Origin of the sequence: Maribacter forsetii DSM 18668, from assembly GCF_000744105.1 — a bacterium.
GTDB lineage: Bacteria > Bacteroidota > Bacteroidia > Flavobacteriales > Flavobacteriaceae > Maribacter > Maribacter forsetii.
In genome coordinates, this window is the sequence record NZ_JQLH01000001.1 from 3007932 (window position 1) to 3022844 (window position 14913).

The 14913-nt window shown below is 37.1% G+C and carries 15 protein-coding genes; 12 read left to right on the forward strand and 3 right to left on the reverse strand.

Translation table 11 applies throughout. From position 1 onward, the window contains the following. The first annotated feature begins 36 nt into the window (after positions 1–36). The 8 genes from ccoN to P177_RS12985 all read left to right on the forward strand — a co-directional run bounded on the left by ccoN (position 37) and on the right by P177_RS12985 (position 8058). Complete coding sequence (gene ccoN, locus P177_RS12950; RefSeq protein WP_036155385.1) at positions 37–2235, forward strand: cytochrome-c oxidase, cbb3-type subunit I; 2199 nt, start codon at positions 37–39, stop codon at positions 2233–2235. Between the two features lie 11 nt (positions 2236–2246). Then, the gene (locus P177_RS12955; protein WP_027067528.1) at positions 2247–2438 is read left to right on the forward strand and encodes a cytochrome c oxidase subunit IV; all 192 of its coding nucleotides are present in this window, start codon (positions 2247–2249) and stop codon (positions 2436–2438) included. Then, positions 2435–3391, forward strand: a complete 957-nt coding sequence (locus P177_RS12960) for a cbb3-type cytochrome c oxidase N-terminal domain-containing protein (protein ID WP_036155387.1) — start codon at positions 2435–2437, stop codon at positions 3389–3391. Before P177_RS12955 ends, P177_RS12960 begins: the two co-directional genes overlap by 4 nt. Before the next feature lie 46 nt (positions 3392–3437). Beyond that, positions 3438–4856, forward strand: a complete 1419-nt coding sequence (gene ccoG, locus P177_RS12965; RefSeq protein ID WP_036155389.1) for a cytochrome c oxidase accessory protein CcoG — start codon at positions 3438–3440, stop codon at positions 4854–4856. Positions 4857–4869: 13 nt separating this feature from the next. Next, positions 4870–5316 carry a FixH family protein gene (locus tag P177_RS12970; RefSeq protein ID WP_036155391.1) on the forward strand — a complete coding sequence of 149 codons (447 nt, stop codon included), beginning with the start codon at positions 4870–4872 and terminating at the stop codon, positions 5314–5316. Between the two features lie 3 nt (positions 5317–5319). Then, positions 5320–6024, forward strand: a complete 705-nt coding sequence (locus tag P177_RS12975; protein WP_036155393.1) for a sulfite exporter TauE/SafE family protein — start codon at positions 5320–5322, stop codon at positions 6022–6024. Between the two features lie 25 nt (positions 6025–6049). Next, the gene (locus P177_RS12980; protein WP_036155395.1) at positions 6050–6541 is read left to right on the forward strand and encodes a hypothetical protein; all 492 of its coding nucleotides are present in this window, start codon (positions 6050–6052) and stop codon (positions 6539–6541) included. A gap of 62 nt (positions 6542–6603) precedes the next feature. Then, complete coding sequence (locus tag P177_RS12985; protein WP_036155398.1) at positions 6604–8058, forward strand: vanadium-dependent haloperoxidase; 1455 nt, start codon at positions 6604–6606, stop codon at positions 8056–8058. A gap of 75 nt (positions 8059–8133) precedes the next feature. Here the strand turns inward: P177_RS12985 and P177_RS12990 are convergent, their stop codons facing one another. Further along, positions 8134–8955: a universal stress protein gene (locus tag P177_RS12990; protein WP_036155399.1), complete on the reverse strand. Its 822-nt coding sequence runs from the start codon at positions 8953–8955 to the stop codon at positions 8134–8136. A gap of 50 nt (positions 8956–9005) precedes the next feature. Beyond that, complete coding sequence (gene hemN / locus P177_RS12995) at positions 9006–10367, reverse strand: oxygen-independent coproporphyrinogen III oxidase (RefSeq protein WP_036155401.1); 1362 nt, start codon at positions 10365–10367, stop codon at positions 9006–9008. Positions 10368–10549: 182 nt separating this feature from the next. On the opposite strand from hemN, the gene P177_RS13000 reads away from it, so the two are divergent. The 4 genes from P177_RS13000 to P177_RS13015 all read left to right on the forward strand — a co-directional run bounded on the left by P177_RS13000 (position 10550) and on the right by P177_RS13015 (position 13945). Beyond that, entirely contained in the window at positions 10550–10939 is a 390-nt protein-coding gene (locus P177_RS13000; protein ID WP_036158386.1) for a DUF983 domain-containing protein, read from the forward strand. Between the two features lie 7 nt (positions 10940–10946). After that, positions 10947–11579 (forward strand): Crp/Fnr family transcriptional regulator, encoded by a 633-nt coding sequence (locus P177_RS13005; RefSeq protein ID WP_036155402.1) that lies wholly within the window; start codon positions 10947–10949, stop codon positions 11577–11579. A 69-nt stretch (positions 11580–11648) separates the two neighbouring features. Continuing rightward, the gene (locus P177_RS13010; protein WP_036155404.1) at positions 11649–12446 is read left to right on the forward strand and encodes a sulfite exporter TauE/SafE family protein; all 798 of its coding nucleotides are present in this window, start codon (positions 11649–11651) and stop codon (positions 12444–12446) included. Between the two features lie 83 nt (positions 12447–12529). Next, positions 12530–13945 (forward strand): MBL fold metallo-hydrolase, encoded by a 1416-nt coding sequence (locus P177_RS13015; RefSeq protein ID WP_036155406.1) that lies wholly within the window; start codon positions 12530–12532, stop codon positions 13943–13945. Positions 13946–14016: 71 nt separating this feature from the next. On the opposite strand, the gene P177_RS13020 is transcribed toward P177_RS13015, so the two are convergent. Then, positions 14017–14892, reverse strand: coding sequence for a sterol desaturase family protein (locus tag P177_RS13020; RefSeq protein ID WP_036155408.1), 876 nt, complete (start codon positions 14890–14892; stop codon positions 14017–14019). Between the last annotated feature and the right edge of the window lie 21 nt (positions 14893–14913).

Sequence of the window (14913 nt, forward strand, 5' to 3'; positions counted from 1 at the left end):
TAAAAATAAAATCCAACTAAATAAACAAGTATAATTATGGAAGTACAGCAGTTTTATTACGATAACAAAATCGTGAAAAATTTCCTTTATGCAACCATGTTCTGGGGCATTGTGGGTATGTCCGTAGGCTTATTGTTAGCCTTTATGTTCATGTTTCCCAACTTAACCGATGGTATATCATGGTTAAGCTTTGGTCGTTTACGCCCTTTGCATACCAATGCGGTAATTTTTGCATTTGTGGGTAACGCAATTTATGCTGGAGTCTACTACTCTACGCAACGTTTGTTGAAAGCACGTATGTATAGTGACTTTCTAAGTAAATTCAACTTCTGGGGTTGGCAATTAATCATTGTTGCAGCAGCTATAACGCTTCCTTTAGGCTATACCAGCTCTAAAGAATATGCTGAACTAGAATGGCCTATAGATATTGCCATTGCTTTAGTTTGGGTCGCTTTTGGCGTTAACCTGATCGGTACCATGATCAAAAGAAGACAACGTCACCTTTACGTAGCCATCTGGTTTTATTTAGCAACATTTGTAACTGTTGCGGTACTTCATATTTTCAATAGTTTGGAATTACCTGTTACAGGTTTAAAAAGTTATTCTGTCTATGCAGGTGTACAAGATGCCTTGGTTCAATGGTGGTATGGTCATAATGCGGTTGCATTTTTCTTGACTACTCCTTTCCTAGGGCTTATGTATTACTTTGTTCCTAAAGCGGCAAACAGACCTGTTTACTCTTATAGACTGTCAATTGTTCACTTCTGGTCATTAATTTTCATATACATCTGGGCAGGTCCTCACCACCTTCTATATTCTGCATTGCCTGATTGGGCACAGAATTTAGGGGTTGCATTCTCCATCATGCTTTTAGCTCCGTCTTGGGGTGGTATGATCAACGGTCTATTAACCTTAAGAGGTGCATGGGATAAAGTACGTACCGATCCTGTTTTAAAATTTATGGTTGTCGCTATTACCGGTTACGGTATGGCAACTTTTGAAGGTCCTATGCTTTCACTTAAAAACGTAAATGCTATTGCACACTTTAGTGATTGGATCATTGCTCACGTGCACGTAGGCGCTTTAGCATGGAACGGATTCTTAACCTTTGGTATGATCTACTGGTTGGTGCCAAAAATGACCAAAAACAAATTGTTCTCTACACCATTAGCAAACTTCCACTTCTGGATAGGAACCTTAGGTATAATCCTATACGCATTGCCTATGTATGTTGCTGGCTTTACACAAGCCTTAATGTGGAAAGATTTTAATCCAGATGGTACTTTGGTCTATGGTAACTTCCTAGAAACCGTAAACGAGATAATGCCTATGTACTGGATGCGTGCCATTGGTGGTAGCCTTTACATACTTGGTGCTTGTGTTATGATATATAACGTAGTACGTACCGTACGTTCTGGTAGCACTATTGAAGATGAGCTGGCTGAAGCTGCAGAACTTACTCGTGTATCTAAAAGAAGAACTGCGGGTGAAACTTTTCATACGTGGTTAGAGCGTAAGCCAATACAATTGACCATTTTGGCTACTATCGCTATCCTTATCGGTGGTATCATACAGATTGTGCCGACCATTTTGGTGAAATCCAACATACCTACAATCACTAGTGTTAAACCATATACTCCTTTAGAACTAGAGGGTCGGGATCTTTACATTCGTGAAGGTTGCGTTAGCTGTCACTCACAAATGGTTCGTCCGTTTAGAAGTGAGGTGGAGCGTTATGGCGAATATGCCAAAGCTGGTGAATTCGTCTACGATCACCCATTCCTTTGGGGTAGTAAACGTACCGGTCCAGATTTATTGAGGGTTGGCGGTAAATACTCCGACAACTGGCACTTGAACCATATGTATGATCCTCAAAGTACCTCATCTGGCTCTATCATGCCTGCATATGCTTGGTTAGTTAGAGATGAGCATGATAGAAGTGATATTCAAGCAAAAATGGAAGCGATGGTTACCCTTGGCGTACCGTATACCGATGATGACATTGCAAATGCCGAAGCTTCAATGGATGCACAAGCCGAACAGATTGAAAAGAATCTTTATAGTGATCCAGATTTTGCAAAATCTTATGAGGCAGATAAAACGTATGCCGCTGAAAACGGAGAGGAATTCATTGAAATGAGAGACCGTGAAATTGTTTCCTTAATTGCATACCTACAACGATTAGGTACCGATATAAAAGTTAAGGAAACGGGGGAATTATTATCTAACAAATAAAACTAAGAATCATGTTCAAATTTGTAAAAGGTTACATGGAAACTATTGATGGCGTAGCAACCTACCCCATGATATCATTACTGATCTTCTTTGTGTTTTTCACATTGTTATTCTGGTGGGTCATTACCGCATCAAAATCATACATCAAAGAAGTAAGCGAATTGCCTTTAGAAGAAGATAACCAACTAAACAACGAATTATGAAAAACAATACAGCCTGGTGGTTAAGAATAACTGTGGCCTTTTTCCTGGTCGTAGTACTTATGGAAGTTTACATTGATAGTGGAGATCAACCTGCCTTTTTGGTATATCCTACTTTAATGTTCGGTTTTATGGCACTTATCCTATTGCTATTAATTGCCATAGCTTTTATAGTACAAGCAATAGAGAATGTACTTTATAACACCCTAGATGAAGAAGCCAAAGTAAGGTACTTGGCACAGAAAGAGCAAAAGTGGGAATGGACCTGGGGCAAAAGAATGTACAGCAAAATGCTGGGCAGTAAACCCATAGAAGCCGAAGGTGAAATTATTCTTGACCACAATTATGATGGTATACGTGAGCTTGACAATAATTTACCGCCTTGGTGGGTGTATTTGTTCTATGCTTCTATCGTTTTCGGTGTCGTATACCTAGCTCGTTTTCACGTGTTTAATGATTATGACCAAGACCTGGAATATGAACAAGAAGTTGCCGCTGCTCAATTAGAAATTGAAGCCTACAAAAAAACGGCTAAAGGGCTTGTTGATGCCAATACTGTTGAGTTGCTGACCGACGCTTCTGATATTAGTGCCGGTAAAGGCATTTTCGAAGGTAACTGTGTTGCTTGCCACATGGCAGACGGCGGTGGCGGTATTGGTCCTAACCTTACCGACCAAAACTGGATTCTTGGCGGAGGTATTAAAAACGTCTTCAATACTATATCTGAAGGTGGTCGTGACGGTAAAGGTATGATTGCATGGAAACAGAACTTAAAACCCGCAGAAATTGCACAGGTGGCTAGTTATGTGTTGAGTTTTCAAGGTACTACGCCTGCAAATCCTAAAGCTCCTGAAGGTGATATATGGGTAGACCCAAATGCTCCTGCACAAGAAGCTCCCGTTGAGACAGATGCTACTGAGGTGGTTATTGATTCTGCAGCGGTGACGATGAACTGAATACAGTGAGAGGGTAAAACTTCTCAAACTATAAAGAGAGATAACAATGTCACAAGACCAAGATAATTTTAGAGATTCCATCGGTACCATCAAAGAAGATGGTAAGCGTGCCTGGGTATTTCCAAAAAAACCAAGTGGCAAACTTTACGAGTACCGTAAGTATGTAAGCTACGTACTTCTTGTTTTCTTGATTGCATCTCCTTTTATAAAGATAAATGGCAACCAGTTCTTAATGTTCAATGTGCTGGAAAGACGTTTTAATATTTTCGGATTCCCTTTTTATCCGCAAGATTTTCATCTCTTTGTTATCTCCATGATTATTGGGGTGGTTTTCATTGCATTGTTTACAGTGGCTTTTGGACGTATTTTCTGCGGATGGATGTGTCCTCAAACTATTTTCATGGAAATGGTTTTCCGTAGGATAGAATATTGGATAGATGGTGACCGCGGTGCTCAAATGCGTTTGGACAGGCAAGAATGGAATGCTGAAAAGATCAGAAAACGTGTATTGAAATGGTTCATCTTTTTTATCATTTCATTCATAATCGCAAATGTTTTTCTAGCCTATTTAATTGGCAGTGACCGGTTGATACAATACATCACCGACGGACCATTACAGCACGTAAGCACTATGGTATCGCTGCTTATATTTACAGCGGTATTCTATTTTGTTTTTGCTTGGTTTAGAGAGCAGGTCTGTATCATTGCCTGCCCCTACGGTCGTATGCAAGGGGTTTTATTAGACAATAAATCTATTGTTGTTGCCTATGACCATAAACGTGGTGAGGCTGAAAACGGCAGAAAAAAATGGCGTAAAAATGAGGACCGCGAAGCAATGGGACATGGAGACTGTATCGACTGTTTTCAATGTGTAAACGTTTGCCCTACAGGTATAGATATTAGAAACGGAACACAGTTGGAATGTGTTAACTGTACAGCATGTATCGATGAGTGCGATACCATCATGGAAAAAGTGAATCTGCCTAAAGGCTTGATCCGCTATGCCAGTGAAGACGAAATAACAAAGAAGGAAAAATTCAAGTTTACGCCACGTTTAAAAGGGTATACCGCTGTACTTGTTATTTTAACGGGTGTGCTTGTTGGTATGATGTTCTTAAGAAATGATCTGGAAGCTAATATTTTAAGGTTACCTGGTCAACTTTACGAACACAAGGATGGCAATATTATTAGTAATGTCTATACCTATAAATTATTGAACAAAACAACGAAGACGGTTGAAGACGTTCATTTTGAATTGATTTCTCCTAAAGGGGAAATTAAACTGGTTAGACATGAGAATTTTGATGTTCAACCAGAAGCGCTGGCAGAAGGTACTTTGTTCATAGAAATTAATGCATCTGCCTTAAGTGGCGATAAGAACAACCTCAAAATTGGGGTGTATAGTAATGATAAATTAATTGAGACCACTACGGCTCGCTTTTTAGCACCACGTAGTTATAAATAATAAACATAGCATCATGAAAATTAATTGGGGTACCGGTATTGTAATTGCTATAGTCGCATTCATTAGCTTTATTATGTTCTTCGTGGTTAAAATGACCACGAGTCATGATGCTAACCACGATTTGGTTACCGAGGAATATTATAAAGCTGAACTTGGTTATCAAAAGGAAATAGATGCCGAAAGAAACGCCAGTTTCGCAACTACACAAATAGAATTAAAAGAATCGCCAGAGGGTTTACTCGTTATTTTCCCTGCTGGTTATGATGATACCAATATAAAAGGTATCGTATCCCTTTACAGACCATCTAACAAGAATCTGGATTTTAACTTGCCCATTCGTTTGTCCGATTCACAATTGCTCATACCTGACAATCAATTGTTAGATGGTCGCTGGGATATAAAAATCTTCTGGGAACACGAAGGAAAAGAATTTTTACATAAAGAAAGTATAACCCTTTAACATATGTTATTATCTGCCCTCATATTAGGTCTTATGGGAAGTTTACACTGCGTAGGCATGTGCGGACCCATTGCTTTTATGCTTCCGGTAGATAGAACAAATAACTACAAGAAATTCGGTCAAATATTTATCTATCATTTTGGTCGCTTACTTGCTTACGGAATAATAGGTCTTGTTTTCGGACTGCTAGGAAAGGGATTATCCATCTTTGGAATACAACAGAAACTTTCTATCGCTATTGGTATTATAATGATTCTGATTGTTTTAATTCCGTATCAAACTTTCAACAAATACAACCTGTCAAAACCTATTTACAAAATCATATCAAAAGTTAAGAACCAACTAGGTAAAGAGCTGAAAAAGAAATCGCCCGACACATTTTTAACCATAGGTTTCTTAAACGGTTTTCTTCCCTGCGGATTGGTTTACATGGCACTTTTTGGCTCCATTGCTATGGGTAATGCTCTGCAAGGTAGTTTATACATGGTGCTATTTGGCGTAGGTACTTTACCGTTGATGACCGCCGCTATTTATTTCAGTAACCTATTGAAAGGAGGCATTCGCCAGAATGTACAAAGGGCAATACCTGTTTTTGTCATCATTATTGGTGCTCTTTTTATTCTTAGAGGACTTGGTCTGGGTATTCCATATATATCCCCTGCCCCAATAACACAATTGGTAACTAGCGCTATAGAATGTCATAACTAACGGCTACCGCCAAAATTATATTTATATGAAACCTATACCGAACGAAATTGCACTTCGCCCTAGGTTTCAATTGCATATTCCCAAAAACAAGGAAGTTATTCTAAGCAAATTTGAAAAGTCAAATAAAAGTCCGTTTTTAGTGAAGCGTTTGGACGAGCACGTCTTTATAAAATTTAACCAAAAGCATTATCATTTTTGGTCACCTCAGCTACATTTGGAATTTGAAGAAATAGACGGTATCAGTTGTAAACTATATGGCGTTTTTGGTCCTAACCCTACCCTATGGACTTTCTTTATGTTCATACACTTTATAGTTGCCACATTGTTTATCATTATTGGCATTTGGGCATATTCTAGCGCATCGTTAGGTAAAACATATCATATACAAGTGGGTCTTTTGGTGCTTTTGGTTCTCGTGTGGTTTGTTCTATATTTTGCTGGTCGCAGTGGTAAAAAGAAAGGAAAACCGCAAATGCAGCAATTACTTGATCATATGAAGAATGTTCTTACAGCATAAATTTTAATTGTTTTAAACTCATCATTATATTTATAACACCAAAATAACTAACTACCAAACACATGAAACGTATTTTAATATTAGCTTTGACGCTATTCTTTATTAGTGTTGAATCGACGATTGCCCAAGAAATAAAAGAAGAACCAATAGGTGTTGATAATGTTGCCTATAAATGGGGTAAAATGGCTTTGGACGCCACTGCATCAGATACCGAAAAATTTAAACCTAGACCAACAATTACTTCTCGTTATTTAGGATTGATTTTCACCTCCATTTTTGATGCATGGTCTAGGTACGATGAAAATGCCATACCTGTGTATTTGAAAGATGTTGATAGAAGACCGCTTGAAGAGCGGACACTTACAAATAAGGAAATTGCCATTAGCTACGCAGCTTTTGGCGCCATGAAAGAATACTATTATTCAGATACTGAAATGTTCAGAGAATTTATGGTAGAATTAGGGCTCGACCCTGATAACACTTCAATAGACCCAACCACGCCTGAAGGTGTTGGCAACTTAGCAGCCAAAACAACAATTGAAGCTCGTAAAAATGATGGTAGTAATCAATATGGTGAAGTAGATGGCTCTGACGGAAAACCGTATTTTGATTACACTAATTACAGTCCCGTAAATTCTGCGGATGAAAGCACTGATATTAACCGTTGGCAACCTAAATATTTCTCTGATGGTAAAGGAGGTCAATATGCCCCAGGGTGTCTTACTCCATATTGGCAAAAAGTAACTCCTATAACCATGACTTCTGCCGATCAGTTTAGACCGGGACCACCACCAATGTATGGCTCAGAGCAATTAAAAGAAGAAGTGAAAGAAGTTGTCGATTTGCAAGCCAACCTTTCTGATGAAGATAAAGCACTGGTAGAATTTATGCGTGACGGACCACAATCGGTACAACAAGCGGGACATTGGCTGAAATTCGCACAAGATGTTTCGCGTCGTGACAACCATACCCTAGACCAAGACGTAAAAATGTATTTCTTAACGGAAATCACCGCTATGGATGCTTTTATAGCATCATGGGATTCTAAAATGTTCTATGATTATGCCAGGCCTTATGCCTTGGTACATGAGTATTATAAAGACCAAACGATAAAAGCTTGGGGCGGACCCGGAGTAGGCATCGTAGAAATGAAAGGGCAAGAATGGAGACCGTACTCACCAGATATTTTCTTATGCCCGCCATTTCCTAGCTATACCTCTGGTCATAGCACCATAAGCGGTGGATGCGCAGAAGTATTAAGGCTTTTTACAGGTGATGAATATTTTGGCGAATCTGTAGAACTAACTCCCGGAACTTTAACTGAAATTGATTCTACGTTCTACGGAAAACCTGTAACCATAACCTTCCCAACATTTACAGAAGCCGCAAACATGGCAGGTATGTCTAGAGTTATGGGCGGTTATCATATTCAAGCAGATAATGTTGCCGGTTTACAACTAGGTAGAGACGTTGCGGCACAAGCCTGGTCATTTTACAACGAACATTTAGGCAATTAAATAAGCCTTTTATTAAAACAAATAAACCCAAGGCATACACCTTGGGTTTACTTATGTTTATAGATTAGGTCAGTACTATATCTTAAAAGTAATTACAGGAATTCTAGCATGGTTGACTACATCTTCACCTATACTGCCATTGAATAAGTGAGATATCCCTTTACGACCATGGGTTGGCATAGCAATAGCATCTGCCAAAATAGTATTACCATAATTTAGTATACCTTGCTCAACGCTGTAATCGTTATAAATTTCCACCTGTACAGCTGCATTCGCCTTCGATAAAAATTTATTTATTTTCTGATAGGCATCTCTATTGCTCAAGAACGCATCATTAGGTGTGTTAATGAATACCACTTCCATTTTTGCATTGAGCATATCGGCAAATTCTCGAGCTTTTTGAAATGCTGGTAAATTATCATCATTAAAGTCGCATGCAAAAACAAAGCGACCAATACTTAAATCTTTTATCTCACCCTTAATAACTAACACAGGTACCGTTGCATTTCTAACTACTTTCTCGGCATTTGATCCAATTAAAAACTCTTCAAATCCGCTTGCGCCATTAGAACCCATTACAATTAAATCTGCATCATGTTCTTTGGCTATAACATCTAACTCGCTATATACTTTGTAATGTTTAATAACCGGAGTTACTTTAACACCATCTAAATATGGTTTTTGTAAAAACTCGGTCAGGTTTTTTTCTGCCAGTTTTACCAAAAATACGGTCTGTTCTATATAGATGCCATCTGGTGATGGTAATATAGCTTGATTCAACTCTAACATATGAACTACAAAAAGTTCTACATCATGTTTCTTAGCTAAATCAGCAGCAGCTTTTAATGCATATTCTGATTGTTCTGAAAAATCTGTAAGTACAATTATTTTTTTCATGATTTTAATTTTTAGCAATTAGTAAAATTGGGAGCATACGTATCGATTGTTTAAACTGTCATTGAAAACAATTTAGTATCCGGTTTTTTCTTCTGTAAGGGCACATCAAAAGCCATACAAACATTACGTACAAATGGTCTCCCCTTTTCTGTAATGGTTAAACTACCCTCCATAATTTCAACAATGCCATCATCTTCCAATTCTTTAAGTCGATCCAAAATGTCTTGCATCTGTGGTAGATGTAACTTATACGCACTCCATGATGTTTTGAACTGGCACATTAAATTTAAGATATGCCTTCTAATTATTTGATCTTCTTCCGTTAAAATATGACCTCTATACAAAGGGATAACATTATTCTCTACTAAGTTCTGATATTCTTCTACATTCTTTACATTTTGTGCAAAGCCGTACCAACTATCACTGATACTTGAAGCTCCCAACCCTATCATTAAGTGGGTATTAGAACTTGTATAGCCCATAAAATTTCTATGAAGTTTCCCGTTTTTCATAGCCTTAAATAGTGCGTCACTCTCTAGTGCAAAATGATCCATTCCTATTTCATGGTAACCACTTTTTAATAATAGTTCCTTACCAACTTCATACTGTTTTCTTTTCTCCTCTCCTGCGGGTAAATCTGCATCATTGTAGCCCCTTTGACCATTACCGGCCAACCATGGTACATGTGCGTAACTATAAAAGGCGATTCGATCTGGTTTTAATTCCTTCGTCTTTTCTATCGTATTTATTACATGCTCCAGTTTCTGGTGTGGAAGCCCGAATATAATATCATGGCTCACAGACTCATAGCCTATTTCCCTAGACCATTCTGTTACATTCTTTACATTCATAAAGGGTTGTATTCTATGAATTGCCTTCTGTACGGTTTCATTATAATCTTGAACACCAAAACTTACTCTTCTAAAACCTACATCATAAAATGCCTGTAAATGCTCTTTAGTGGTATTATTCGGATGACCTTCAAAACTAAATTCGGCATCTTCTGCTTTGTTTGCTAATCTTACTATACCGTCTATCAAATATTTTAAGTTCTCTGGATGAAAGAACGTTGGTGTTCCGCCTCCTAAATGCAACTCTTTTATTATCGGTTTTTCATCGAACATGGCACTGTATAACTGCCATTCTTTTAAAACGGATGCTATATAAGGTAATTCTACATCGTGCCGTTTTGTTATGCGTTTATGACATCCGCAGAACGTACACATACTTTCACAAAATGGTAAATGTATGTATAGACTAATGCCTGTTTCAGAATTGCTGGCATGGAAACTTTTCTTGACCGTTTCTTCCCATTTCTTACCTGAGAAGGTATTGATATCCCAAAAGGGAACTGTAGGGTAACTAGTATATCTAGGTCCCGGTACATTATATTTTTGAACAAGCGAACACATATAAATCTGGTTTAATAACAAACATACATGTCTTAAGTACCAAAAAATATGATTTATATCAGTTCTATATATAATGAATACCCATAATTTTCATGAACTTTAAATGCACTTATTCCTATGTAACCAATGTTACCGAAAAGAATATTGTGATACCATAATTTTGATTTAAAATGCTTTCTTCTATGTTATTTCAAGGTTCTAAATTATATAGTATTCTTTTTTTAAAATGCCCAAGATGCCATAAAGGTGAGTTCTTTGAAGCCAATCCTTATAAATTAAGTAACTTTAATAAGGTTAAGGAACGTTGCCCAAAGTGCGATTTAAAGTATAGCATTGAACCCAGTTTTTATACAGGATCCATGTATGTTTCGTATGGTGTTGGTATTGCGGTTGCAGTTGCAGCATATGTTTTGACCTTGATTTTTGGTTTGGAGCTTTCAATAGTCGCATTATTTGTAGTGATAGTTACCGCTTTGGTATTAGCAATGCCTTGGATTGCTGCAGTTTCTAAATCTATTTGGGCGAATATGTTTTTTAAATTTGATAAAGAAATAGCACAGAAAATTAATTAGTATTAGCATGATCCAAGATCTTACTGCCGAATATGGAAAAATATTTGAAGCTGAACTTATCAATGAAATTGTTCAGGTAGGCACTTTTAAAGAAGTTCCGGAAGGTTTTAAACTTATGGAAATAGGCGATTTTGTTAGAGGTATGCCTTTGCTGATTTCAGGGGCTATCAAGATTTTACGGGAAGATGAAGACGGTGATGAACTGTTACTATACTATCTTGAAAAAGGAGATACCTGTTCTATGACCATGGCCTGTTGTATGGGCGATAATAAAAGTGAAATTAGAGCTATTGCCGAAACCGATGCCAAATTGATTATGGTGCCCATTCAAAAAATGGAAGAATGGACCGCCAAATACAAATCATGGAGGAATTTCGTTTTTAACAGCTACCATCTTCGGCTAAACGAACTTTTGAGCACCTTGGATAATATTGCTTTTCAAAAGATGGATGAACGCTTAATCGGTTATCTAAAGGAAAAGGCCAGAGTGACAAAAGACAATATTATTCACAGCACCCACCAAGAAATTGCCTATGACCTACACAGCTCTAGAGTCGTAATTTCTAGACTTTTAAAAAAATTAGAGGAAATGGGAAAAATAAAACTTCACCGTAATTATTTAGAAATTTTAGATTTATAAGACTTCTGTAACCATTGTTACTGCGCAGGGGTCCACGCAAATTTACTTTTGTAATATCAAATATATTACATGGAAGTTTTGCAAATTTTTGGATACCTAAGCGCTTTAATAATAGGTATATCATTAGGTCTCATTGGTGGTGGTGGCTCCATTCTTGCCGTGCCCGTTTTAGCCTATCTTTTTTCTATTAACGAAAAAGCTGCTACGGCCTATTCGCTTTTTATAGTGGGTGCAAGTGCAATAGTTGGTGGTTGGCAACAGCATTTAAAAGGGTATGTAGATTGGCGTACAGCTATCGTTTTTGGTATTCCTGCTATTATTGGTGTTACCCTGGTAAGATACTATGTGGTCCCTGCAATGCCCGATGTTTTATTACAAATTAAACACTTTCAATTTACACGTAGAATGGCAATGTTCGGTCTCTTCGCCATTTTAATGATTCCAGCGGCATACGCTATGCTTAAGAAAGAAAAGAGTACTGCGAATACCGGAGTGGTTGCTTATAACTACCCTTTAATTTTATTGGAAGGATTATTAGTTGGCAGCATAACCGGACTAATCGGTGCAGGAGGCGGATTCTTAATTATCCCAGCACTGGTTATTTTGGCAAATGTTGAAATGAAAATTGCCGTAGGTACTTCTCTAATCATTATTGCCATTAAATCTTTAATCGGTTTCTTTTTGGGCGATGCTATGACCATGGTTATAGATTGGAAATTTTTAGCCATTTTCACTAGTCTTTCTTTCGTAGGTATTTTCATTGGTAGCTATCTCAGTAATTTCATTGATGGTAAAAAGCTAAAAAAAGGTTTCGGGTATTTTATTCTGGTTATGGCCGCCTTTATTTTTTATATGGAATTCTTTTAAAAAATTTCTCTTATGTGACTAAAGTCACTGTACGGGTTATAAACGGAACGTAATTTTATAGTATTAATTAAAACTTTAAAAACATGAAAGTAGAACAAATTTATACCGGATGTTTGGCTCATGCAGCCTATTATATAGAAAGTAACGGAGTAGCAGCAGTATTTGACCCCTTACGTGAAGTACAGCCTTATTTAGATAGAGCTAAAAAAGATAGCGCAAAAATCAAATACGTTTTTGAAACACATTTTCATGCCGATTTTGTAAGCGGCCATTTAGACTTACAGAAAAAAGCAGGAGCGGAAATAGTATTTGGTCCGGGTGCAAAACCTGCTTATGAAGCTACAACGGCCAAAGACAATCAGGTATTTGAAATAGGCGATTATAAAGTAAAAGTAATTCATACGCCAGGACATACTATGGAGAGCACTACTTATCTGTTAATTGATGAAAATGGCAAAGAACATGGTATTATTACAGGCGATACTTTATTTATTGGTGATGTCGGTAGACCTGATCTTGCCCAACATGTGGTAGCAAATCTTACAGAAGAAAAATTAGCAGGACACCTGTTCGATTCGCTTCGAAACCGAATTATGCCATTAAACGATGATTTAATTGTGTACCCTAATCACGGTGCGGGCTCTGCTTGCGGTAAAATGATGAGTAAAGAAACTACAGATACATTAGGGCATCAAAAGAAAGTAAACTATGCCTTAAGATCAGATATGACCAAAGAAGAATTTATTAAAGAGCTATTGACAGGATTAACTACTCCCCCTGGTTATTTCCCTAAAAATGTTTTAATGAATATTAAGGGTTATGAACCTTTAGATAAAATTATGGATAGGGCCACTACTCCATTTTCACCTGAAGCTTTTGAAGCTGTTGCCAATGAAACAGGTGCCTTGGTTTTAGATACCAGAAATGCGGAAGATTTCGCAAAAGGTTTTATTCCCAATAGTATTAATATAGGTCTTGAAGGTAGTTTTGCCCAATGGGTAGGTGAAATGATACCAGATATTCAACAAGAAATTCTATTGGTTACCTATAAGGACAAACAAGAAGAAGCCATTACCCGTTTGGCAAGAGTTGGCTATGACAATACCGTAGGTTTCTTGGAAGGCGGTTTTGATACTTGGAAAAATTCTGGGAAAGAGTTCGAAGTAACCGAAAGAATTGATGCTACCCAATTAGAGGATGATTACAAGAATAACAGACCCGTAATCATAGACGTAAGAAAAAAGAGCGAGTTCGATTCTGAACATGTTATTGATGCTATAAATGTTCCTTTAAATGAAATTAATGAGCATTTGGCACAATTTCCAAAAGACAAATCTTTTGTTTTGCACTGTGCTGGCGGTTATAGAAGTATGATAGCAGCATCTATATTAAAACAAAGAGGTTGGAAAGATTTTACAGATGTTATAGGAGGTTTCGAGGCAATTTCTAAAACAACGGTTCCTAAAACAGCTTATGTTTGTCCATCAACATTATTGTAAAATAATTACTAACAAACTGAATATCAGTCAAATAATTAGACTCAACAACAACAAAGAAGAAGTAATACCAATTACTTCTTCTTTGTTTTAAAACCATGCATTAATTGTCTTAAAAAGTCTTTTGGCAACTCTTCATCACCAGGATATCCTAATTTAACATTACCACTATCTTCAGGTATATAATTGGTCTTAAAAATATAATCCCATAAGCTTAAACTAATACCGAAATTAACGCCATATGTACCTGGTGGCAAATCGTAGGCATGATGGTATAAATGCATTACAGGGTTGTTGAACAGATACTTAAACGGTCCCCAAGTTATTTTAATGTTAGAATGGTTAAAATGCCCAATGGCAATAGCCGCAAAATGAACAATGTATGCTTGTTCTGGCTCAAATCCGCCAAGTATCATTACCCCGAATGTCTTTAAAGGTTTGTAAAAAATATTCTCCATCCAATGATATCGAAGATGAGCGGCAAAACCCATTTCCTTTACACTATGGTGTACTTGGTGAAAATTCCAAAGAAAAGCGTATTTGTGTAATAATACATGGGTAAACCACTGTACAAAATCTAAAACAATAAAGAACAATAATAATTGCCCCCACATTGGCCAGCTTGAAGTATCTATTATGGCCAAACTATTAGCCTTTACACCTATATCTTCAAAAAACACTTGCAATAATTTATAAATACCACTTATAGCAATGGAAAATAGAAAAAAGTTGAAGAACATATAAAAACCATCTAACCAAAAATCCTTTCTGAAAACACCCTGCTGTTTTCTCCATGGAAAAGTAATTTCAAGAAACCAAACGAGAAGAGAGATTAAAATAAGACCCCAGAAATAATTGAGGTACCAGGGAACATCAAAAATGATAGATTTCCATGTCCAACTTAATGTTCCGGTTATCGCTTTTAAAAATGCCTCTACATATGCTTCCATTCTAACAACACTTTTTGCAAA